This window comes from Streptomyces sp. NPDC051133, assembly GCF_040682635.1.
GTDB lineage: Bacteria > Actinomycetota > Actinomycetes > Streptomycetales > Streptomycetaceae > Streptomyces.
Genome location: NZ_JBFBBK010000024.1, coordinates 1 through 20,400 on the forward strand (window position 1 = coordinate 1; position 20,400 = coordinate 20,400).

The 20,400-nt window shown below is 69.9% G+C and carries 19 protein-coding genes; 8 read left to right on the plus strand and 11 right to left on the minus strand.

What is annotated here, in order from left to right:
* Together AB0N17_RS24165 and AB0N17_RS24170 are read right to left on the minus strand one after the other, a co-directional pair.
* Positions 1 to 392 (minus strand): hypothetical protein (locus tag AB0N17_RS24165; protein WP_366013529.1); only part of this gene is annotated, 392 nt, incomplete at its 3' end.
* Positions 393 to 493: 101 nt separating this feature from the next.
* Complete coding sequence (locus AB0N17_RS24170; RefSeq protein WP_366013530.1) at positions 494 to 1,705, minus strand: pyridoxal phosphate-dependent aminotransferase; 1,212 nt, start codon at positions 1,703 to 1,705, stop codon at positions 494 to 496.
* 221 nt (positions 1,706 to 1,926) lie between these two features.
* Here AB0N17_RS24170 and AB0N17_RS24175 point away from each other — a divergent pair, with 221 nt between their 5' ends.
* On the plus strand, positions 1,927 to 2,781 hold the full coding sequence (locus tag AB0N17_RS24175; protein WP_366013531.1) for a hypothetical protein: 855 nt from the start codon (positions 1,927 to 1,929) through the stop codon (positions 2,779 to 2,781).
* Positions 2,778 to 3,614 carry a serine protease gene (locus AB0N17_RS24180; protein ID WP_366013532.1) on the plus strand — a complete coding sequence of 279 codons (837 nt, stop codon included), beginning with the start codon at positions 2,778 to 2,780 and terminating at the stop codon, positions 3,612 to 3,614. Before AB0N17_RS24175 ends, AB0N17_RS24180 begins: the two co-directional genes overlap by 4 nt.
* Positions 3,615 to 3,620: 6 nt before the next feature.
* On the opposite strand, the gene AB0N17_RS24185 is transcribed toward AB0N17_RS24180, so the two are convergent.
* Positions 3,621 to 5,231: a D-aminoacylase gene (locus AB0N17_RS24185; RefSeq protein ID WP_366013533.1), complete on the minus strand. Its 1,611-nt coding sequence runs from the start codon at positions 5,229 to 5,231 to the stop codon at positions 3,621 to 3,623.
* Positions 5,232 to 5,239: 8 nt separating this feature from the next.
* Positions 5,240 to 6,511, minus strand: coding sequence for an amino acid deaminase (locus tag AB0N17_RS24190; protein WP_366013534.1), 1,272 nt, complete (start codon positions 6,509 to 6,511; stop codon positions 5,240 to 5,242).
* Between the two features lie 165 nt (positions 6,512 to 6,676).
* Between AB0N17_RS24190 and AB0N17_RS24195 the strand changes: the two genes are divergently transcribed.
* The 5 genes from AB0N17_RS24195 (at position 6,677) to AB0N17_RS24215 (ending at position 11,080) form a co-directional block, all read left to right on the plus strand.
* A complete protein-coding gene (locus tag AB0N17_RS24195; protein ID WP_366013535.1) occupies positions 6,677 to 7,684 on the plus strand; it encodes a sugar kinase in 1,008 nt (335 codons plus the stop codon).
* Positions 7,681 to 8,445 (plus strand): IclR family transcriptional regulator, encoded by a 765-nt coding sequence (locus AB0N17_RS24200; RefSeq protein ID WP_366013536.1) that lies wholly within the window; start codon positions 7,681 to 7,683, stop codon positions 8,443 to 8,445. Before AB0N17_RS24195 ends, AB0N17_RS24200 begins: the two co-directional genes overlap by 4 nt.
* Complete coding sequence (locus AB0N17_RS24205; protein WP_366013537.1) at positions 8,442 to 8,852, plus strand: RidA family protein; 411 nt, start codon at positions 8,442 to 8,444, stop codon at positions 8,850 to 8,852. The genes AB0N17_RS24200 and AB0N17_RS24205 overlap by 4 nt, the downstream gene beginning before the upstream one ends.
* A gap of 109 nt (positions 8,853 to 8,961) precedes the next feature.
* Positions 8,962 to 10,458 carry a gluconate:H+ symporter gene (locus tag AB0N17_RS24210; RefSeq protein ID WP_366013538.1) on the plus strand — a complete coding sequence of 499 codons (1,497 nt, stop codon included), beginning with the start codon at positions 8,962 to 8,964 and terminating at the stop codon, positions 10,456 to 10,458.
* Positions 10,459 to 10,579: 121 nt separating this feature from the next.
* A complete protein-coding gene (locus AB0N17_RS24215) occupies positions 10,580 to 11,080 on the plus strand; it encodes a hypothetical protein (protein WP_366013657.1) in 501 nt (166 codons plus the stop codon).
* Between the two features lie 18 nt (positions 11,081 to 11,098).
* Here the strand turns inward: AB0N17_RS24215 and AB0N17_RS24220 are convergent, their stop codons facing one another.
* From AB0N17_RS24220 to AB0N17_RS24230, 3 genes are read right to left on the minus strand one after another with little or no spacing between them, the layout of a single operon-like run.
* Entirely contained in the window at positions 11,099 to 11,536 is a 438-nt protein-coding gene (locus AB0N17_RS24220) for a hypothetical protein (protein WP_366013539.1), read from the minus strand.
* Between the two features lie 56 nt (positions 11,537 to 11,592).
* A complete protein-coding gene (locus tag AB0N17_RS24225; protein ID WP_366013540.1) occupies positions 11,593 to 11,796 on the minus strand; it encodes a DUF397 domain-containing protein in 204 nt (67 codons plus the stop codon).
* Positions 11,797 to 11,798: 2 nt separating this feature from the next.
* Positions 11,799 to 12,650, minus strand: coding sequence for a helix-turn-helix transcriptional regulator (locus AB0N17_RS24230; RefSeq protein ID WP_366013541.1), 852 nt, complete (start codon positions 12,648 to 12,650; stop codon positions 11,799 to 11,801).
* 188 nt (positions 12,651 to 12,838) lie between these two features.
* Here AB0N17_RS24230 and AB0N17_RS24235 point away from each other — a divergent pair, with 188 nt between their 5' ends.
* The gene (locus AB0N17_RS24235; protein ID WP_366013542.1) at positions 12,839 to 13,255 is read left to right on the plus strand and encodes an ATP-binding protein; all 417 of its coding nucleotides are present in this window, start codon (positions 12,839 to 12,841) and stop codon (positions 13,253 to 13,255) included.
* A gap of 730 nt (positions 13,256 to 13,985) precedes the next feature.
* Here AB0N17_RS24235 and AB0N17_RS24240 read toward each other — a convergent pair.
* From AB0N17_RS24240 to AB0N17_RS24255, 4 genes are all read right to left on the minus strand, one after another.
* Entirely contained in the window at positions 13,986 to 14,351 is a 366-nt protein-coding gene (locus AB0N17_RS24240) for a hypothetical protein (protein WP_366013544.1), read from the minus strand.
* A 73-nt stretch (positions 14,352 to 14,424) separates the two neighbouring features.
* Positions 14,425 to 19,173 carry a putative T7SS-secreted protein gene (locus tag AB0N17_RS24245; protein ID WP_366013545.1) on the minus strand — a complete coding sequence of 1,583 codons (4,749 nt, stop codon included), beginning with the start codon at positions 19,171 to 19,173 and terminating at the stop codon, positions 14,425 to 14,427.
* Positions 19,173 to 19,811 carry a hypothetical protein gene (locus tag AB0N17_RS24250; RefSeq protein WP_366013546.1) on the minus strand — a complete coding sequence of 213 codons (639 nt, stop codon included), beginning with the start codon at positions 19,809 to 19,811 and terminating at the stop codon, positions 19,173 to 19,175. The genes AB0N17_RS24245 and AB0N17_RS24250 overlap by 1 nt, the downstream gene beginning before the upstream one ends.
* Positions 19,808 to 20,341: a hypothetical protein gene (locus AB0N17_RS24255; RefSeq protein ID WP_366013547.1), complete on the minus strand. Its 534-nt coding sequence runs from the start codon at positions 20,339 to 20,341 to the stop codon at positions 19,808 to 19,810. The genes AB0N17_RS24250 and AB0N17_RS24255 overlap by 4 nt, the downstream gene beginning before the upstream one ends.
* Between the last annotated feature and the right edge of the window lie 59 nt (positions 20,342 to 20,400).

A 20,400-nucleotide genomic window follows, 5' to 3' on the forward strand; every position in this document is an offset into this window, starting at 1 on the left:
CCTGACTTCGGGGACTCCGTGGACCGTGCCTCCGTCATGCTCTCCCCCTCACCCGGCCACTGCGCTCGACAGCGGTAGCGGCCATTGTCCGCGCAGAGGGCGTGCGCGCGCCGGTGCAGCGCGGCCGGGTCACCGGCGGCGGGCGGCGCCGCCCGCAGCGGGGCGCGACCTCCCCGCAGCCTGGCCACCTGTGCGGCGAGCCGCTCGGCGGCCGCGTCGAGGTCGGGGCAGGGAGCCAGTGCGCGCAGCTCGTCGGTGGCCGTGAGCAGCGCGGCGAGGTGCCCGGCGAGCTGGATGTCCAGCTCCTCCTCGCGCGACCGGTGGGGGAAGTCGGAGGTGGTGCCGGCCATCGGGGTGCTGTGGACCGACTTGGTGCGGATCGGTTCGTACATGGGGATGGCCTCCTGTGCTCTGACAGGAAGCCATCCTAGCTTGGATTTCGTCTAAAGTTGAGCCGAGTCACGTAATGGAGTCCGTCGACTACGGTCGGCGGTCAGGGCTGGCCGTATCCGTCCAGGAAGGTCCCGATCCGGGTGATCGCGTCCCGGAGGTCCCCGACCGACGGCAGCGTCACGACGCGGAAGTGGTCCGGCTCGGGCCAGTTGAAGCCGGTGCCGTGGACGACCATGATCTTCTCCTGGCGCAGCAGGTCCAGGACCATCTGCCGGTCGTCCCTGATCTTGAAGACCTTGGGATCCAGGCGCGGGAAGAGGTACAGCGCGCCCTTGGGCCGTACGCAGCTCACGCCCGGGATCTGCGTCAGCAGCTCGTAGGCGGTGTCCACCTGCTCCTTCAGCCGGCCGCCCGGCAGCACCAGGTCGTTGATCGTCTGGCGTCCGCTGAGCGCCGCCACGACGCCGTGCTGGCCCGGCATGTTGGCGCACAGTCTCATGTTCGCCAGGATCGTCAGGCCCTCGATGTAGGAGTCGGCGTGGGCGCGCGGGCCCGAGACCGCCATCCAGCCGACGCGGTAGCCGGCCACCCGGTACGCCTTCGACATGCCGTTGAAGGTCAGGGTGAGCAGGTCGGGGGCGACCTTCGCGGTCGGCGTGTGCGTGGCGCCGTCGTACAGGATCTTGTCGTAGATCTCGTCGGAGCAGACCAGCAGGTTGTGGCGGCGGGCGATGTCGGTCAGCCCCTTGACCATCGCCTCGTCGTAGACCGCGCCCGTGGGGTTGTTCGGGTTGATGATGACGATGGCCTTGGTGCGGTCGGTGACCTTGCGCTCGACGTCGGCGAGATCGGGCATCCAGTCCGACTGCTCGTCGCAGCGGTAGTGCACGGCCGTACCGCCGGACAGGGAGACGGCGGCCGTCCACAGCGGGTAGTCCGGGGCCGGTACGAGCACCTCGTCGCCGTCGTCGAGCAGGGCCTGCATGGCCATCACGATCAGCTCGGAGACGCCGTTGCCGATGAAGACGTGCTCGACGTCCGTCTCGATGCCGAGGGTCTGGTTGTGCATGACGACCGCGCGGCGGGCGGCCAGCAGGCCCTTGGCGTCGCCGTAGCCGTGCGCGCCGGAGACGTTGCGGAGGATGTCCTCCAGGATCTCCGGGGGGCACTCGAAGCCGAAGGCGGCCGGGTTGCCGGTGTTCAGCTTGAGGATGCGGTGGCCCGCCGCCTCAAGCCGCATGGCCTCCTCGAGAACCGGGCCCCGGATCTCGTAACAGACGTTGGCGAGCTTGGTCGACTGGATCACCTGCATGTCGTGAGCTTACGACCCGGCCCTGGGTCCTGTGTCGTGTTTTCCGCCACGTGAGACGCGGAGATTTGCACGGATATCGCCGTGGGCTGTCTCAGGGGCCACTTGCCTCCCTAGAATGCGGTGCCGCTCCGCCGGGGGCGGGGCCGTGGGGGCGGCGGATTCCGGAGCGGTGAAAGGGGCGGGCGGGGATGAGCAGGGGGGCGGACATGAACGGTGCCGGCATGCCCGGAGAGGGCCCGGACGGGGAGCCCCAGGTACCCCCGAACGTGTACCTCCCGCAGTCGCCACCGGCGCCGTCGTACGAGGAGTACAACGATCCCGCCGCCGCCCACGGCTGGCAGAACGCGTACGACGAGACGCGCGAGCTGCCGCCGCTGCGCGAGCTGACCGACGAGACGCCGCCCGGCGCGGGCCGGGCCGCGCGCCGGCGCGCCGAGCGGCGCACGGGCGGCCCCCGCCGGGTGGCCGTCGTCGCCGGGGTGCTGGGGGCGGCCGGTGCCGCCGCGTTGCTCGCCGTGCTGGCGGGCGGCTCGGATTCCCCCGCCCCCGACGGGTCGGGCCCGGCCGGCGGCAAGCGGGTCACCGTCGGCGACTCCGCGAGCGCGAGCGATCGCGCGGGTGCCGGTTCTCCGTCCGTGTCCGCGCCGCCGGCTACGGCGGGCTCGTCGTCGGCCGTGTCCGGCGGGTCTGCGTCTTCGGCCGTGCGGGCGTCCCGGACGGGCTCGGCCGGCACTCCGGTGGCCTCGGCGACCCCGTCGGCCCCGGTGACGTCCGGGCCGCCCACGCCCACGCATTCGGGCATCGCGCCCGGCCCGACGGCATCCGCGTCCGCCGTGACCCGCGCCCGGGCGGCCCGGGCCACCGCTGACCGGCATGCGCGGTGGTCTCGTCAACTATGGGTGAATACGGCACAGTTGGCCGGTCGGTGCGCCATGTCCCCGCGCACAGGGAAACCCCTACGACCTGATCCCGCGTCTTGTTCCGGCCCCTCCGTCGCGCTGACAATGCGCATGACAAACGAGCGGGCGGCCGGAACACTCCGGTCGCCCAAGTCGTCCGAGGGGACCCCCACATGAACAAGCCTCTCCTTGCCGCCCTCTCCGCCCTGGCCGTGGCCGGGCTGGGCGCGACCCCGGCCGTCGCCGCGCCGCAGCACACCGCCAAGGCCGCCGCGGTCACCGTCAACTTCGCCGGCACCGTCTCGCTGAGCAACTGCTCCGGCTCCGTCATCCGCTTCCCCAGCTCCGCGGACACCGACCCGGCCCTCGTCATGACCAACGGCCACTGCCTGGAGACCGGCTTCCCCGAGCCCGGCGAGGTCATCACCGGCCAGTCCTCCAGCCGTTCCTTCGGCCTGCTGAACGCCTCCGGCAGCAGGGTCGCCACCCTGCGCGCCAACCAGGTCGTCTACTCGACCATGACGGACACGGACGTCACCATCTACCGGCTGACCACCACGTACGCGCAGATCAAGAGCGCGTACGGGATCAGCCCGCTCACCGTGAACGACACCCACCCCACCGCCGGCACCGCCATCAAGGTCGTCTCCGGCTACTGGAAGCGCACCTACAGCTGCAACCTCGACGGGTTCGTGTACCGCCTGAAGGAGGGCGACTGGACCTGGAAGGACTCGCTCCGCTACACCTCCTCCTGCAACACGATCGGCGGCACCTCGGGCTCCCCGGTCATCGACACCACCACCGGCAAGGTCGTCGCCGTCAACAACACCGGCAACGAGGACGGCGAGCGGTGCACCGAGAACAACCCCTGCGAGGTGGACGAGAACGGCAACGTCACCGTCCGCCAGGGCATCAACTACGCCGAGGAGACCTACCAGATCCCCGCCTGCTTCACGACCGGCAACAAGCTGAACCTCAGCGCCGCCGGCTGCGTCCTGCCGAAGCCGTAGCGGCCCTCACACCGGGGTACGGCGCACCGACCGGCCCGCGAGCACGTCCGTGCGCCTGCCGTCCTCGATGACGAACCGGCCGTCGACCAGGACGTGCGGGATCCCGGTCGGCAGCCTGCGGGGCTCGGCGAAGGTCGCGCCGGGCGCCACCGTCCGCGGGTCGAACAGCACCAGGTCGGCCCGGTACCCCTCGCGCACCAGCCCGCGGTCCGGCAGGCGCAGCCGGGCCGCGGGCCGCGACGTCAGACGGGCGACGCACTCCTCCAGGGACAGCACGCCCAACTCCCGTACGTAGTGTCCGAGATAGCGCGGGAAGGTGCCGTAGGCGCGCGGGTGCGGCTTGGCGCCCTGGAGGATGCCGTCCGAGCCGCCGGTGTGCGCACGGTGCCGCATGATCGCGCGGACGTTGTCCTCGTGGCCGACGTGCTGCAGGACCGTCGTGCCGAGCCGGTCCTCGACCAGCAGCCGGCGGGCGGTCGCCCAGGGGGTCTCGCCGCGCCGGTCCGCCGCCTGCCGGACCGTGCGGCCGACGTGGTCCCCGAGGGCCGGGTCGCCGACGCCGGAGATCTCGATCGTCTCCCACTCCACGGGCACCCCGTGGCAGCCGTCCGAGCCGGTGACCTCCAGGTTGTGGCGGATCCGCTCGGCCGTCGCCGGGTCGGCGAGCCGGGCCAGCACCCGCTCGGGACCGCCCTCGTTCGCCCAGCTCGGCAGCAGTGCGGCCAGGGTGGTGCAGCCGGGCGTGTAGGGGTAGGTGTCGAGGGTGATGTCCGCGCCCTCCGCCAGGGCCCGGTCGAGGAGGTCCAGCAGCCGCGGGGCCCGGCCCCGGTTCACGCCGAAGTTCATCGTGGCGTGGGCGAGGTGCAGCGGACAGCCCGCCTCCCGGGTGAGGGCGACCATCTCGGCATAGGCCTCCAGCGCGCCGGCGCCGTAGGAGCGGTGGTGCGGGCAGTAGTACCCGCCGTACGACGCCACCACCCGGCACAGCTCGGTCAGTTCACTGTCGGCCGCGTACATGCCGGGCGTGTAGGTGAGCCCGGAGGACAGCCCGACCGCGCCCTGCTCCAGTCCCTCCGCGACCAGCCGCCGCATCCGGTCCAGCTCCCGCGGGGTCGCCTCCCGGTCCTCCCAGCCGACGACGAGCGCGCGGACCGTGCCCTGCGGGACGAGGTACGCGGCGTTCACGGCGACACCGCGGTCCAGCTGGTCCAGGTACTCGCCCACCGACCGCCAGTCGAGGTCGACGTCGTCGCCGTACCCGTTCCAGCCGGCGATCGCCCGCCGCACCTCCTCCAGCGTGCGGTCGTCGACGGGCGCGTACGACAGCCCGTCCTGGCCGAGGACTTCGAGGGTGACCCCCTGGGCGGCCTTCGCGCTGTGGTCGGGGTCGCGCAGCAGGGCGAGGTCGGAGTGGGCGTGCATGTCGATGAAGCCGGGGGAGAGGACCAGGCCCTCGGCGTCCAGCTCGCGCCTCGCACGCGGCCGCTGGCAGCCCGCCGCCGCGGCCTCCTTGACGATCGAGACGATCCGGCCGCCGTCGAGAACGACGTCGGCGCGGTAGGAGTCCGCGCCGCTGCCGTCGACGACGTCGGCGTCCCGGATGACCAGGTCCTCCACGGGGCCTCCTAGAAGAACGTGCGGATGTAGCCGACGACCGTTCCGTCCGCCTCGGCCACCGGGATCAGCTGCCACTTGTCGAAGGACGTGCACGGGTGGGACAGGCCGAAGCCGATCCAGTCGCCGACCTCGACGTCCGCGCCGGGCGCGGTGCGCAGCCACAGATGCTGGTCGGACAGGGCGCTCACCTCGATTCCGGTCGCCGGGTGCTCGGCGCCGTCCCGGCGTACCACGTGCGCCACCGGGTGGTCGAGGTCGTAGGCCGCGTCCCGCTTGCCCGCGTTGACGAAGGCCTGGCCGGGCGACGGCCGGGAGACGACCTGCGCCCACAGCCGGAACGCCGGCTCCAGCGCGCCCTCCTCGGGCACCCGGTTGAACGGGGTGAGCCGCTGGTAGTGCACGTCGTCGTGCGAGACGTACGCCCCGGAGCGCAGCAGCTTCAGCGCGGGCCGGGACAGTTCGGGCACCCCGGCGAAGACATCGGCGACGGCGTCGAACCACTCGCTGCCGCCCGCGCTCAGCACGATCTCGTCGGCGTCCGCGAACCGGCCGCCCGCGTCGAACTCCACGGCGAGCCCGACCAGTCGCTCCAGCCATGTCCGCACCCGCTCGGGCGAGGCGTCCGGCACCTGCGCCTCGTACCCCGCCACGCCGACGAGCCGCAGGGTGCGGACACCCGCCACCGCGTCGGCGACGGCCAGGGCCTCCGCGTCGGTGCGCACCCCGGTCCGGGCCCCCTCGCCGGCGCCCAGCTCCACGACCACGTCCACCGGGCGGGCGGCACCCCGCAGGGCCGCGTCCATCAGCTCCACCCCGCGCACGGAGTCGACGTAGGCGACGAACCGGAACTCCGGGTCCGCGTCCAGCTCGGCGGCGATCCAGCGCAGGGATGCCGCGTCCACCAGCTCGTTGGCGAGGAAGATCCGCCCGATGCCGAAGGCCCGGGCGACCCGCACCTGGTGCGGCGCCGCCAGCGTGATGCCCCAGGCGCCGTGCCGCAGCTGACGGTGGAACAGCTGCGGGGCCATGGAGGTCTTGCCGTGCGGGGCGAAGGCCAGGCCGTGCCGGGCGGTGTACGCCTCCATGAGGGCGAGGTTGTGCTCCAGGCGCTCCGCGGACAGCGCGAGGACGGGGGTGGTGAAGCCGTCGGCCGGGCGGAAGAGGTTGCGGCGCTGGGCGGTCAGCTCGGCGACGGTGAGGCCGTCGGCGTCCGGCGGCAGGCCCTTGAAGCGGTGGTCCACGCGTTCCTCGGCCAGGCGGGCGAGCGCTTCGGTGCTCATGAGCCCCTCTCTCGGCCGTTGCAAGCTGTGCAACGGCCATTGCGTGTGTTGCTTACTGGTGTCTAGCATCTCGCCGACACCGGGTCAACGGAGCCGCCGGCCCGGGTATCGACAGGAGTCATCATCGACGACGCTGCTTACATCCCGGCAGTTCCGCGCGGACGCGTGGACGTCGTCGCGCTCGGCGAATCCATGGTCACCTTCCTGCCCGGCCGGCCCGGGCGCCTCGCGGACGTCCCCTCCTTCCACCGTGCGATCGGCGGAGCGGAGTCCAACGTGGCGTGCGCGCTGGCCGCTCACGGGCACACGGCCCGCTGGGTGAGCCGGGTGGGGGCGGACGGCTTCGGTGACCACGTCGTCGAGCGGATCGCCGCACACGGCGTCGACGTCTCCTCGGTGCGCCGGGACCCGGTCCGCCCCACCGGCGTCTACTTCCGCACCGCCGGCGACCGGGGCACGGACGCGCACGAGGTGGCGTACTACCGGGCGGGCTCGGCCGCCTCGGCGATGTCCGTCGGGAACACGGACCTGGCGGCGGTACGGGCCGGTCGCGTACTGCACCTGTCGGGCATCACACCGGCGCTGTCCCCGGAGTGCCTGCACCTGATCCGCGACCTGACGGCACCCGCACCCGCCCGCCCCCTGCTGTCCTTCGACGTGAACCACCGCCCCGCCCTGTGGCCCGACACCGGCACCGCCGCCCGCGTCCTGCTCTCCCTGGCCCGCCGGGCGGACGTCGTGTTCGTGGGCGAGGACGAGGCCCAGCAGGCGTGGGGGATCACCGGGGGCCCGGAGGCGATCCGGAAGGCGCTGGCACGGCCGCGGGTGCTGGTGGTGAAGCAGGGAGCGAGGGGAGCCACGGTGTACGACGGCCCGGCGCGCTCCTTCGAACCCGCCCCCGCCGTCGACGTCGTGGCGACCACGGGCGCCGGCGACGCCTTCGCCGCGGGCTTCCTCGCGGCCACCCTCCGCGGCCTCCCCGCGCGGGACCGCATCCGGCACGGCCACCTCTTCGCCGCCGCCGCCCTCACCGCCCCCACCGACCTCGCCGCACCCCCCACCCGCGGCCACACCGACCGCCTCACCGCCCTCGACGACGACGCATGGGAGACACTGCGACTCGGCCCCGGCTGGACACAGACCGAAGAGGCCGAGAAGGAGGCGACCCCATGAGCCAGACCGTAGACCGCGCCCTGAGCATCCTGCCCCTGCTCGCGGAGGGCCCCGCCGACCTCGGCCAGGTCGCCGACCGCCTGGGCGTGCACAAGTCCACGGCCCTCCGCCTCCTGCGCACCCTGCACGAACACGGACTGGTCTACCGCCAGTCCGACCAGCGCTACCGCCTGGGCGCCCGCCTCTTCGCCCTCGCCCAGGAAGCGATGGAGAACCTCGACATCCGCGAGATCGCCCACCCCCACCTCGTCCGCCTCAACGAGTCCTGCGGCCACACCGTGCACCTGGCCGTCTACGAGGAGAACGAGGTCCTCTACATCGACAAGGTGGACAGCCGCTACCCGGTCCGCATGTACTCGCGCATCGGCAAACCGGTCGCCATCACCGTCGCCGCCGTGGCGAAACTCCTCCTCGCCGACCTGCCCGAGGCCGAGCGCCGCGCCCTCGCGGAACAGCTCGACTACCCCCTCTACACGGCCCGTTCGACCCCCAACGCCCCCGCTTTCCTCCGGGAGCTGGAGAAGGTGCGCGAACAGGGCTGGGCCACCGACCTCGGTGGCCACGAGGAGTCCATCAACTGCGTCGCCGCCCCGATCCGCGGCGCCGACGGCCGGGTGGTCGCCGCGATGTCGGTGTCCGCGCCGAACGTGGTCGTCACCGCCGAGGAACTCCTCACCCTGCTCCCGCTGGTGCGCCGTACCGCGGACGCGATCAGCGGCGAGTACTCCGGCAGAACCCCAGTGAAGGGCACCACCGAATGACCGAGAAGACCGCGCTCACCCCGAAGACCCACACCACCCCGCCCGCGCAGTTCTCGCACGGCGTGAAGAAGGGCAACATCCTCCAGGTCGCGGGCCAGGTCGGCTTCCTGCCCGCGGAGGAGGGCAAGCCCCCGACGCCGGCCGGCCCCACCCTGCGCGAGCAGACCCTGCAGACCCTCGCCAACGTCAAGGCGATCCTCCAGGAGGGCGGCGCCTCCTGGGACGACGTGATGATGATCCGCGTCTATCTGACCGACGTGGACCACTTCGCCGAGATGAACGAGATCTACAACGCCTACTTCGACGAGCAGGGCCTCACCCAGCCGCCCGCCGCCCGGACCACGGTCTACGTCGGTCTCCCGGCCGGCCTCCTCATCGAGATCGACGCACTCGCCGTCCTCGGCTGACCCCCTGACACATACCCGCACCGCCGTACACGGCACGGCGCCCTCCGGCGCGCCGTGCCGCGATCCCCCCTGCCCGAAAGCACGATGTTCTTACGCAGAGGACCCCCGCATGCCCCTGATATCCGGCCATTCCGTGGCCGCCGCCGCCCCTGCCGCCCCCGCCGCCCCACCCCACACCGGCGGACTGCTCCTCCTGATGGACGGCACGCCCGGCCTGCTCACGGTCGCCGCCCTCGGTATCGCCCTGCTTCTCTTCCTGATCATCAAGGTGCGACTGCAGCCCTTCGTCGCGCTGCTCGCCGTCTCCACAGCCGTCGGCCTGCTGGCCGGCCTCTCGGTCACCGAACTCTTCGGCACCGTCCAGCGCTCCGACGCCGTCTCCACCATCGAGTCCGGCATGGGCGGCATCCTCGGCCACGTCGCGATCATCATCGGTCTCGGCACGATGCTCGGCGCGATCCTCGAGGTCAGCGGCGGCGCGGAGGTGCTGGCGTCCCGGCTGCTCGGTCTGTTCGGCGAGAGGCGCGCCCCCCTCGCGATGGGGCTGACCGGCCTGATCTTCGGCATCCCGGTCTTCTTCGACGTGGGCATCTTCGTCCTGGCCCCGCTCGTGTACGCGGCGGCCAGGCGCGGCGGCAAGTCGATCCTCCTCTACTGCCTCCCCCTGCTGGCCGGCCTCTCCATGACCCACGCCTTCCTGCCCCCGCACCCCGGCCCGGTCGCCGCAGCCGGCCTGCTGCACGTCCAGCTCGGCTGGATCATCCTGATGGGCGTCGTCTGCGGCATCCCGGCCGTGCTGGCCGCGTGGGCGTACGCCGCCTGGATCGGCCGGCGGATCTTCGTCGCCGTACCGCAGGACATGGTCGAGGCGGCACAGGAGGCCAAGCGGGCGGTCGTCGCCGAGCAGCGCGCCCAGGGAGTGCAACCCCAGGAGACCCCGGTACCCCTCGCCACGGTCCTCGCCATCATCGGTACGCCCCTGATCCTCATCCTGGCGGCCACCTTCTCCTCGATCGCCTTGGACCCGTCCCCCGGCCGCTCGGTGCTGGAGTTCTTCGGCAGCCCCTTCGTGGCCCTGACGATCGCCCTGCTCCTGGCCTACTACCTCCTGGGCATCCGCCGCGGCTGGTCCCGCAAGTCCCTGGAGACGGTGTCCACCTCCTCCCTCAAGCCGGTCGGCAACATCCTGCTGGTGGTCGGCGCGGGCGGGATCTTCGGCGCCGTGCTGAAGGCCAGCGGGGTGGCCCAGGCGCTGTCGGACACCTTCCACGGCGTGGGCCTGCCGGTGATCGTGCTCGCGTACCTGATCTCGCTGGTGCTGCGGGTGGCCCAGGGCTCGGCGACGGTGGCGATCGTGACGACGGCGGGCATCGTGGCCCCGCTGCTGACGGAGGCTCACCACTCGCAGGCCTTCGTCGCCCTGGTCATCATGGCCATCTCGGCCGGTTCCATCTTCGCCTCGCACGTCAACGACGGCGGTTTCTGGATGGTGGCGAAGTACTTCGGCATCAGCGAACGGGACACGCTGCGGACGTGGACGGTGCTGGAATCGGTGCTGTCCGTGGCGGGGTTCGCGGTGGCCGGGGTGGTGAGCGTCTTCGTGTGAGTGTGGCGTGAGTGAAGCGGGAGATGGGGGTGCTGACTGGTTCCCGCACAGGGAAGTCGTCCATACTGCCGCCGTGGAGCAGCGCACTGGAGCGAGCAGCAAGCCGTCCGAGGCCGAGCCGTTGAAGGCCGAGCCGGTGACGGGCGCCGGGTTCGACCCGGCGTTCATCCCGGGGATCGCGGTCCCCTCTCCGGCCCTGGGCAAGGAGGAACCGGAGGACGCCGAACCGGAGGACCCGGCCGTCGCGGCCGAGGACGCCGGGCAGGCCGAGGAGGCCGGGACCTCGGGAGAGGCTGAGGCCTCGGAGGAGGCTGAGACCTCGGAGGAAGAGGCCGGCGAAGGCCCCGCCTTCGAGGCCTCCGACCGCCGTGCCCGGATCGTCGCCGACCGCAAGGGCGTCCGCCTGCGCCTCGACGAGGAGTCCTGCGAGTTCCGCTGGGACGAGATCGCCGCGGTGGAGACGGAGTCCCCGCGCTTCGGCAAGCGCTACACGGTCACGGTGCACACCCCCGACCGCCGCTGGTACCCGATCGAGATCGAGGCGACGGCCAAGTCCCGCTTCAAGGAGTGGGACGAGCAGCTGGACGCGGTACTCGACGCGTACTTCGAGGACGGCGACTAGGGGGCGCGACGCGCGGGGCTACTTGAGCGTCTTGCACAGCTGCGTCGAGTAGCCCTTGAACTGGATGCAGATCTTGGTGTTCTTGGGGAACACGGGACCCTTGTGCTCGGCGGCGTTCCAGTCGGCCTCCATGAAGTAGCCGAAGTCCTTGGCCTTCTTCCAGCTCTTGCCGACGTGCTGCTTGCCGCCGGGCTTCTGGTACAGCCAGCGGGCGTAGAACGCCTTGTTCGAGTCGGTCTCCTTGGTCGCGTCGACCCAGGAGACACCCCGGCTGCTGGAGCCCTTCTTGTACCAGTAGTGGATCGCGATGCCGTACGCGCAGCCGTGCGTGGTGTTGCAGCCCCTGGTGTCCTTGTCGACGTAGGAGGCCGCCGAGGCGGGGCCGGCGGCCGCGCCGACAGCGAGCGCGGCGGCACCCGCGGCGACCGCGATGCGCGTGGCCAGTCGTGTGGTCATGGTGATCCCCGTTCGTGTGCGAAGTTGCCTGAGAGGCGATCTTCGCAGACCACGGCCTACCGGCCGGCACGCACGGACGGGTCCTTCAGGGCGTCGACGAAGGGGACGAAGGCGGCGAGGGGGAAGGCGAGGGTGGCCCGGGCGGGGGCCTTGGAGTCGCGGACGGCTATGTGGGTGTCGAGGTGGGCTACTTCTACGCAGGCATCGCCCTGTCCTCCGCCCGAGAAGGAGGACTTCCGCCAGATGCCGGGGGTCAGCATGTTCACAGCTCCTTCGCCAGCCGGTGAATGAAGTCACGCGATCCCTTGGGGTCGAGTGAGACCGCCTCCACCCTACGGAAGAGCGTTCGATACCGGCTGAGTTGGGCCTCGGCATCGATGTACACAGGACCGTTAGGGCCGTCGCGTACGACGGTGTCGAGTCTGGGGACGGGCCCACCCGCGTACACCATGGCGCTTCCTGCTCCGCCGAAGTCGTCCAGGTCGAACGGGACGACTCGGACGGAGATGTGATCGGCTTCGGACAGTTCCAAGAGGCGGCTCAGCTGGTCGCGAGCTGCAAGTCGGTTGCCTACCCGAATGCGTAGCGCTGCCTCATGGATCACTGCTCGGTACGGGACTGGATCCGGGCGCTCGATGACGATCCTGCGCTGCATGCGGTGCTCCACCCAGAGGTCCACATCGGCGCTCGGGAACTCGGGGTTCACGTAAGCGAAGAGGCTGCGAGCGTAGTCAGCAGTCTGGAGAAGGCCCGGGACGTGCAGGAACTCTACGTCCCACCGGTAGGCGGAGTGGTGCTCAAGCTCAGGAAGGTCCAAGAACGGCGTGGGCAGTTGCCCTCGGTACTTCTCCCACCAGCCCTGGGTCCGGTCGGAGGCGATTGATGCCAAGGCCCCGATCAAGTCGGCATCCGAGCACGCATAGTTGGCCGCCATACGCCGCAAGCGTTGCTCGCTCACTCCCGAGGTGCCGGCCTCGATCTGACTGATCTGAACGGAGTTCACGCCGAGCATCGCGGCCGCCTCCCGAGAGCTGAGGCCTGCCGCCTCACGGAGCCGACGCAGTTCCACGGCCAGCCGCATCTGCCGCGCTGTGGGCTCACGCTTGGTCGCCATCGGCCGCTCCCCGGTTCAACTCGTTCGGGGTCAGGTTACGGGATCGGCTTGCCCGCTCTTAAATCTAAGGTCTACCGTCGGTGACGTAGTGCACACGCAGCGGAAGCGCACCGCGCCGTCCTGCCATGACGGCTGCGGCAATGCCACCGCGCGCCAAATCCCCTTCCTCTCTCCGGAGTTGATGACGCATGCCCGAAACCGAGTCCTGGGACTACACGCTCTACATCCCCAACGACCTCAGAGCGGTCACGGTGTGCCGCCGCACCCTGCGCCTGATCCTGACCCTGCACGGTCTGATCGGTCTGGTGGATGTCGCGGAGTTGCTGGCGACGGAGCTGGTGTCCAACGCGGTGCGGCACACGAAGGGGCCGGCCGCGCTCAGGGTCCGTCGCACCCCGGAGGGGATGGTGTGGATCGGCGCGTGGGACACCGACCCGGCCCCGCCGGACCCGCCACGCCCCCTGGAGCAGGTGGCGGAGCTGGAGTGGGAGGACGGGCGAGGGCTCGGTCTCGTGCGGGCTTGTTCGGAGTACTGGGGGTGGCAGCCGGCGGCCCGGTTCGGGGACCGGGGGAAATACGTGTGGTGCGAGCTGGGGGTGGCATAGACGGAGGGGCCCCAGGGCTCGGACAAGTCACGTCGGTCGAACAGATGCGGAAATACCGTCGGAGCTGGGCTGTGTGCAAGGACGTCAGGGGAAGACAGTGCTGCAGATCCTCCACGTCGGCGCTGTGTCCACCTGGGTCTTCTAACGGTGACCTTCACGAAAAATCGTGCTGTACGACCCAGTAGTCAACCTCCTCGACTGATACGGCGCACAGGTGTCGGCCATCAACCGACATGGCGAGGAACTCGGGAGACCCTGTCACGGCGGCGATGCGGGAAGGTAGGTGCGCCGCAATCGGGTCGGTGACTCCAACCCAACCGATCTTGGTTCCGCCCGGCACGGGTGGCAGGATGAGAAATTCTCCCCTGTCGCCGTACAGCGCGCTCGTGGAAGCACAGTGGTGCCACTTCTCGTCCAAATCCTCTGCGGCGCGAGGTGATGATGAGGGAACGACAACAGTCGGCTGGACATCGAACCCTGTGACTGCGTAAATAGCTGCACTCGTGGGTCTGGTGTCGTGTGGCACGACACCCTTGGCCACTCGGAGGCCGCAGCGCTCCAAACATCCCATCCAGTCCTGCTGACTTTGATCCTTCGTCATAATTTGGCCGTGCGGCGGCGCGGGTGCCCCGTGTAGGCCCTCCAGAGTGGGTCACACGGCAGTGCTTGCGTCGCTTCAATGGCAGCTCCGTCGTGTCTTGCATTGCATTTTTAACTCGGCCATTCTTGCTTAATCGGTAAGTTCGGCAGCGAAGAGCCGCTCTTCGTGATCGAGAACGATGATCCGTCTAGTTTCGGTGCGATCGTCAATCATCACCAGGTCGTCCATGCTGGGATACCATAGGTCGTCAATCCTTTCGAGGACATCTCGGTAGGCGGCTCTCACGGCCATGTTGTCGCCGGGCCACGCGATGATTACTTCCTGTCCCGCGTCTTCGAGTAGATTACGCAAGGCATTCTTCAACTCATTCGTGTCAAGATCGGCGACATCGCGAACATGCTCTGCGCCTCGCTGCAACGCGGCGAGCCTTGCGAGAGAGCCGCCAAGAGCGTTCAAGAAGTCATCATATGATCCCTCCTCCGCTTCGACTTGCATTGTGGATAGGGTTTCTCTCAAGTGAGGGGGCATTTTATTGTGATCCGTTCGTCGTCGGGTCAGGTGTGAGTGTCTAGTTGCCTTCAATGATGTTGCCATTTCTGTCTTCCCATGGCGCCCAGCCTATGTATCGAGAACCGGGTGTTGCTGGATCGTCAGGGAACCAGTCGTGGCCGTATGTACCGCCCTTACCTTTCTTGCCCGTGCTCCAGTCCCAGTAGTTGACGTGCCCGTCCTCGTTATCTATTCGCCACCCGCGCAGTTTATCGGCCGTTTGCTCACCGATCAAAGTTCCAGTTCCCTCCCCTGTCTTCGGATTATAGTCGTACATCTTTATCGTATCTGGGCCGAGGTCGCCGAGACGCTCTCGCACGTTCGCCAGTGCCTTGTCGTATTTTGACCAGGAGTAGTCCCAGCGCCCGATATCTGGCCTGCTATATCCACGGGGGTCGCCAGGGACGTCTCCACCAGTCGGTAGTTTCTCTTTGCCGTCATCCGGGTACTCCGGAGCCAATCCCAGCGAGTCGACCCACCTGTAGGGATTGCTGACATACGTGGCGGAATTGGGTGCGGGTGCAAGACCCAGAGGGTCTGGGGTGAGATAGCGGGCGGTTTCGGGGTCGTAGTGGCGGAAGTAGTTGTAGTGGAGGCCCGTTTCGGGGTCGTAGTACTGGCCCGGGAAGCGTAGAGGTGTGTAGGCCGTGCTGTTCGCCGCCCATGCCGTTGTTCCCCACAACGTGCTTCGGGTGTGCCAGGCGATGTCGCCCTGTTCGTCGATGAGTTCGTTCGGGGTGCCGACCAGGTCGGTGATGATGGCGAAGAAGCGGGAGTCGATTTCCTGCTGAGGGGCATCGGCTGCCGTGATGCGTTCCGTTTGAGCGAGGGGGCGTAGGCCCTGGTGGTCCCAGGTGAGGGTGACCGGGTTGGGGAGGTCGGGGGACGTGGTGGTCTGTTCGCAGAGGGTTGTGCCGTCCCACGTGAAGTCGATGCGCTCCACGATCGTTTCGCCGTCCTCCGCCAGGCGGAGTTTGGCCGTGCGGCGGCCCAGGGGGTCGTAGGTGTAGCGCCAGCGGGTGCCGTCCGGGGTGGTCACCGAGATGAGGCGGTCTTCGGCGTCCCATTCGTAGCGCCAGGTGTCCGGCTTGCGGGACAGGCGGGTCTTCCGGCGCAGGGTGATGCGGCCCAGGGCGTCGTGTTCGTAGCGGACGTTGCCGGCCCGGGTGATGCGGGTGCCCGTGTAGGTGCGGGGGCCTGTTGCTTCTGCGCCGGGGTGGGCCGTGGGCCAGGTGGCCTGGGTTTGGTTGCCTGCTTCGTCGTAGGCGTAGCGTTCCGTCCAGCCGGCCGCGTGGACCGCCGTCACTCGGCCCGTCGCGTCCAACTCGAAGCGGCGGCTGCCGGACAGGTGGTCGTCGATGCCGATCAGGTTGCCGTCGGCCCTGTAGGCGTACGTCCGCTGTTGGATCCTGCGAGCCTCGGCGCCCGTCATCGACTGGGTTGTCAGGCGGCCCATCGCGTCGAAGGTGTGCTCCAGCGTGACCGCTTCGCCGATCTGGCGGGTCAGTTCGCGGCCCGCCTCGTCGTACGTGAAGTCGATGGAACGGCCTGATGCCACCATGCCGGTGCGGCGCCCCGCCGCGTCGTAGGACCAGGTCGAGACCGCACCCGCGGGCGTGGTGCGGCCGGTGCGGCGGCCCAATGCGTCGTACGTGTAGGTCACCGTTCGGCCGTCGACCGTTTCCGAGTGCAGGCGGCCGTAGCGGTCTCGCAGCAGCGTCAGCGTGGTGCCGTCAGGGCCCGTCGCTTGGGCCAGCTGGTCCGTGAAGTCGTACGCGAACCTCGTGACTCGGCCTGCCGCGTCCTTGCGGAGTACCTGACCCAGCTCGTTGCGTTCGAAGGAAGTCACCTCGCCGAGAGCGTTCCTTCGCGTGGTCAGGCGGCCCGCCGCGTCGTAGGTATACGTCAGCGCGCGATCGTCGAAGTCCGTCTCCGTGACCAGGCGGCCGACCGGGTCGTACTCGTATTCCCACGTCAGGCCTTGCGCGTTCGTGACCTTCGTCAGGCGCAGTTCCGTGTCGTGGGTGAACTCGTAGCGGACGCCGTCCGGGCCCGTGCGGGCCGTCAGCAGGTCGAAGTGGGTGTACTCGAAGTGGGAGACACCTCCGAGCGGGTCGGTGTGGCTGGTGCAGTTGCCCTCGCCGTCGTAGGCCCAGGCTTCCGTGGTGCCGTCGGGAGCCGTGCGGCGGGTCAGGTGGCCCTCGGTCGACCACTGCAGCCGGGTCGTGGCGCCTGCGGGGTCGGTGACGGTGACCGGGCGGCCCTGGGCGTCACGTTCGTAGCGGGTCGTCGCCCCGAGTGGGTCCGTGACCTCCGAGGGGAGACCGGCGCGGTCGCAGACCACCGTGGTCGTGTTGCCCAGTGGATCCGTCACCGACGTCAGATGGCCGGCCTCGTCGTAGGCGAACCGGGTCGTTTGGCCCGCCGGGTTCGTCACCGACGTGCGGTTGCCCCGGTCGTCGTACGTCTGGCGGATCACCGTGCCGTCGGGATTCACCACCTTCAGCGGCAGCCCGAAGTCGTCGTACTCCGCCCACGCCTCGCGACCGTCTGGGCGGACCGCCCGCGTGAGATTGCCCGTCCCGTCGTACTCGAACGTCGTCGTGTGGCCCAGCGGGTCCGTCGCGGAGAGCAGGCGGTTGTGGCGGTCGCGGACGTAGCGCGTGGTCGCTCCCGACGCGTCGGTCTCCGCCACCACCTGCCACGCCTTGTTGACCAGATAGCGCCGGGAGTGGCCCTCACCTGTCGTCGTGGTGGTCGTACGCAGGCCCGTCGCGGGGTTAAGGTCCGCGTAGGTCAGGCGCAGCGCCATGTGGCCTTCCGCGCCGGACTCGGCGACGCAGCGGTCCCGGTCGTCGTACTCGTAGGTGTAACTGCGCTCGTTCGTGTCCGTCCAGGACGTGACCCGGCCCGTCTCGTCGTACGTGAACCGCAGGGGTAGGCCGGAGGAGTTGACGACGCTGGTCAGATTGCCGTCCGAGTAACCGAAGCGCTTCAGCGTCTCGCCGGTCGCCATCAGGTGGTACGCCGTGACGCGGCCGGACTCCGTGGTGATGCGGACGCCCTGGCCGGCGCTGGTCGTGACCCCCAGCGGGGTGCCGTCCGGGTCGTACTCGTAGGTGATCCAGTTGCCGTTGCGGTCGTCCACCTGTTCCAGGACCGCCAGGCCGGGCCCCCGGTCGGCGAAGTGCCGGACGTGACCGGAGCGCGGGTCGGTGATCGTGTAACCGCCGTCGACACGGTCCAGGGGGCGGCGTGGGCCGTGGCTCGCCAGGGTCGGCAGGCCCGGGGCCGGGTGCGGGTAGGAGAGGAGGAGGCCGTCCTCCGTGACGTAGACGACTCCCTCGGCGTCTATCTCCAGGCGCTGGTCCAGCGACGAGGACCAGGAGGGGCCGAACCAGCGGCCCAGGTGGTAGCCCGACTCCACCCGGCGGGTCAGGACCAGCGGCAAGGTGCCGGGGAGGACGACGTCCGTCTGCGGCAGGTACATCTTGCCGGTGGCCAGGTCGATGGGGTCGGTGCCGTCGCTGTGCACCGACTCCGGGTCACGCGAGGGCGCGTGCGGGTCCTCGTTCACCCGTCCCCGAGCGGTGCTGCCGGTTGCGCCCTCTCGTTTCGCCGCCCCTTCGGCCGCCGAGCGCATCATCCCCGCCTCCGCCGCGTCCCGCGCGAGGCCTGCTTCCATGCCGGCGCCGTCGCCGAGGAGGAGTTGGGGGAGCAGGCGGCCGCCGAACTCGGAGGGGTCCTTGCGGAATTCGTCCCAGGTCTGTTTCAGGGCGCGGTCGGGGTGTGAGCCGGTGGAGACCAGGCCCGAGAGGGTCATGCTGACGTGCTGCAGGTACGCGGCGGGGTGGGTGACGTTGTAGGGGTCGGTGGGGTCCAGTCCGCGGACGAAGGTGATCAGGCCGGCGGTGCCTTTGATGACACCGCCGTCGAAGTGGAGGAGCTCGGTGTGCGCGGCGTCGGAGCCGTCCCCGAGGTCCGCCTTCAGACGGGTGAGGGGTGGTGGTTTGGCGGGGGCGTGGGCCAGGGCCTTCTCGACGGCCTTGGCGGCTCCCTCGGCCGCCGTGTTGCGCTGGGTGCGGGCCTCGTGGAGGACCTCCCGGGCGCGTTGGACGTCGGAAAGGCCGGGGTCGTGGAACTTCCCTGGGCGGGGGCCGGGGTCGTCGCCCGACTTCAGGGCCGCGTTGTAGGTCTTGACCTTCTCGTTGTAGGCGTCCGTCGCCTTCTTGGAGGCGTGCGTGCCCTTCGCGTACAGCTCCAGGGCGTGCTGGGCCTGCTTCTGTGCCCAGGTGACGGTCTCGGCGTAGGCGTCGAGGGTGGTGGCGGCGTCACGGCAGGCGTCCGCCGCGTGCAGCCATTTCACCGGGTGCATGGCGAACTTCTTGCGGAAGGTGTCGGCCGCCTCGCCCTGCCAGGACGAGGAGTCCAGTTTGCGCATGCCCTGGCCGACGTTGTCGAAGGCGGTGTGGAAGTCCTTCAGGTGGCCGGCGGAGGCCCGGATGGCCTTCGGGGATCCGTGGACCAGCTCCGAGGCCAGGTCGGTCTCGCCGAGCTGTTTCTCACCGGGGGTCGCGCCGAGTTCGGAGGCGGTGTAGTCGCCCACGGCCCTGACGATGTCGGCGTACTTGTGTTCCCCGACGTAGTCCAGGGCGTCCCCTGCGACGTCCGTGACCTTGTCGATGCCTTTGCCGACGGCCTTCTTGCCGGAGTCGTAGATGTCCTCGCCCGCGCCTAAGAGCGAGTTGGTGACGTCTCCCAGGCCCATCAGTCCTCACCGCCCTGCTGACCGGCGGCCTCGGCGCGGGCCTCGGGGGAGGGGCCGAAGGTCTCGTCCAGGACCTGGTTGTACTCCGCGTCCGACATGCCCGCGGGCCGCAGACCCAGGTTGTCCGCGGCCTGGGAGGTCATGAAGTCCCGGTCGGCGTCCATCCAGCCCTGCTTGCTGTTGGCCCACGCCTGGTCGAAGGACTCCTTGCTGTAGTCGGCCCCGCCGAACGCACCGGACTTGGCGATGTCGCCGTAGCTCATCTTCTCCACGTCGGCCTCGGCGGCGTCCGGGTTGCCGATCAGCGAGTTCACGCCGACCTTCAGCGTGCCGCTGACGTACTGGTCCGTCTCGTAGAACGTCCCCGCGGACAGGCCGACACCCTGGGCGAAGGCGTTGCCCTCGGCCACCAGGGCGCGTACGCCCCACTCCCAGCGCTCGCAGAACGACTTGAACTTTCCCGTCAGGTCATCGTGACCCAGCTCCAACCCGGACAGCTCCATGTCCGAGAAGCCCCGGCCCGCGCCCGCCCAGCTGTCGATGCCGAGTTCCTTCAGCTCGTCGAGGGTCTGGGTGATGCCCTGCGCGATCAGGTTCAGCCCGGTGGCCTTGAGGTCCTTGCCCTCGGTCCCGCTCATCGTGGCCCCTCCCCGTTCGTCTCGACTGCCACCGCGTCCGGCACGATCCCCGTCACCGGCGGGAACAGCACCCCCTCGCCCTCGCTGCCCACATCCAGGGCCACCCCGCAGGGCACCCCGACGGCAGGCACCCCCGCGTCCAGCAGACGGGCTCCCAGCCACCGCTGATACGCCCACTCCCGGTCACCCTCACCGCGCGCGACCGCGAAGCGGGCCAGCGCCGGCTCGTTCGAGAACGCGTAGATCCAGCGGACACCGCCGAAGTCGGCCGTCAGCGGCGCTCCTTCGGCCCCGTCCAACGGCACCAGCACCGCCGTGCGGCGGAACACGCCCAGCAGCGCAGCGAACTCGCGGGAGGGTGGTGAATGCTCCGGCTCCGGCACAGGCACAGGCACAGGCAGAGGCACAGGCGCGGGACCGGGGTGAGCAGGAGACGCCACGCGTCCGGTCTCCGTCGTCTCCGCGTATTCGTACAGCCGTGACCTGCGTATTCGCCCCACCGAGTGGGCGTCGCCCCCGTGCTCCGCCATATGTCGGATCATCACACCGACGTGTTGCGGATCGCAACGCGGTACAGCGCGCGCCGAGC

Bases quoted from the DNA above. Each gene is read 5' to 3' on its own strand.
- AB0N17_RS24170 (WP_366013530.1), bottom strand. From the start codon at position 1,705: ATGCAGGTGATCCAGTCGACCAAGCTCGCCAACGTCTGTTACGAGATC.
- AB0N17_RS24175 (WP_366013531.1), top strand. From the start codon at position 1,927: ATGCCCGGAGAGGGCCCGGACGGGGAGCCCCAGGTACCCCCGAACGTG.
- AB0N17_RS24180 (WP_366013532.1), top strand. From the start codon at position 2,778: ATGAACAAGCCTCTCCTTGCCGCCCTCTCCGCCCTGGCCGTGGCCGGG.
- AB0N17_RS24190 (WP_366013534.1), bottom strand. From the start codon at position 6,511: ATGAGCACCGAAGCGCTCGCCCGCCTGGCCGAGGAACGCGTGGACCAC.
- AB0N17_RS24200 (WP_366013536.1), top strand. From the start codon at position 7,681: ATGAGCCAGACCGTAGACCGCGCCCTGAGCATCCTGCCCCTGCTCGCG.
- AB0N17_RS24205 (WP_366013537.1), top strand. From the start codon at position 8,442: ATGACCGAGAAGACCGCGCTCACCCCGAAGACCCACACCACCCCGCCC.
- AB0N17_RS24210 (WP_366013538.1), top strand. From the start codon at position 8,962: ATGCCCCTGATATCCGGCCATTCCGTGGCCGCCGCCGCCCCTGCCGCC.
- AB0N17_RS24220 (WP_366013539.1), bottom strand. From the start codon at position 11,536: ATGACCACACGACTGGCCACGCGCATCGCGGTCGCCGCGGGTGCCGCC.
- AB0N17_RS24225 (WP_366013540.1), bottom strand. From the start codon at position 11,796: ATGCTGACCCCCGGCATCTGGCGGAAGTCCTCCTTCTCGGGCGGAGGA.
- AB0N17_RS24230 (WP_366013541.1), bottom strand. From the start codon at position 12,650: ATGGCGACCAAGCGTGAGCCCACAGCGCGGCAGATGCGGCTGGCCGTG.
- AB0N17_RS24235 (WP_366013542.1), top strand. From the start codon at position 12,839: ATGCCCGAAACCGAGTCCTGGGACTACACGCTCTACATCCCCAACGAC.
- AB0N17_RS24240 (WP_366013544.1), bottom strand. From the start codon at position 14,351: ATGCAAGTCGAAGCGGAGGAGGGATCATATGATGACTTCTTGAACGCT.
- AB0N17_RS24245 (WP_366013545.1), bottom strand. From the start codon at position 19,173: ATGGGCCTGGGAGACGTCACCAACTCGCTCTTAGGCGCGGGCGAGGAC.
- AB0N17_RS24250 (WP_366013546.1), bottom strand. From the start codon at position 19,811: ATGAGCGGGACCGAGGGCAAGGACCTCAAGGCCACCGGGCTGAACCTG.
- AB0N17_RS24255 (WP_366013547.1), bottom strand. From the start codon at position 20,341: ATGGCGGAGCACGGGGGCGACGCCCACTCGGTGGGGCGAATACGCAGG.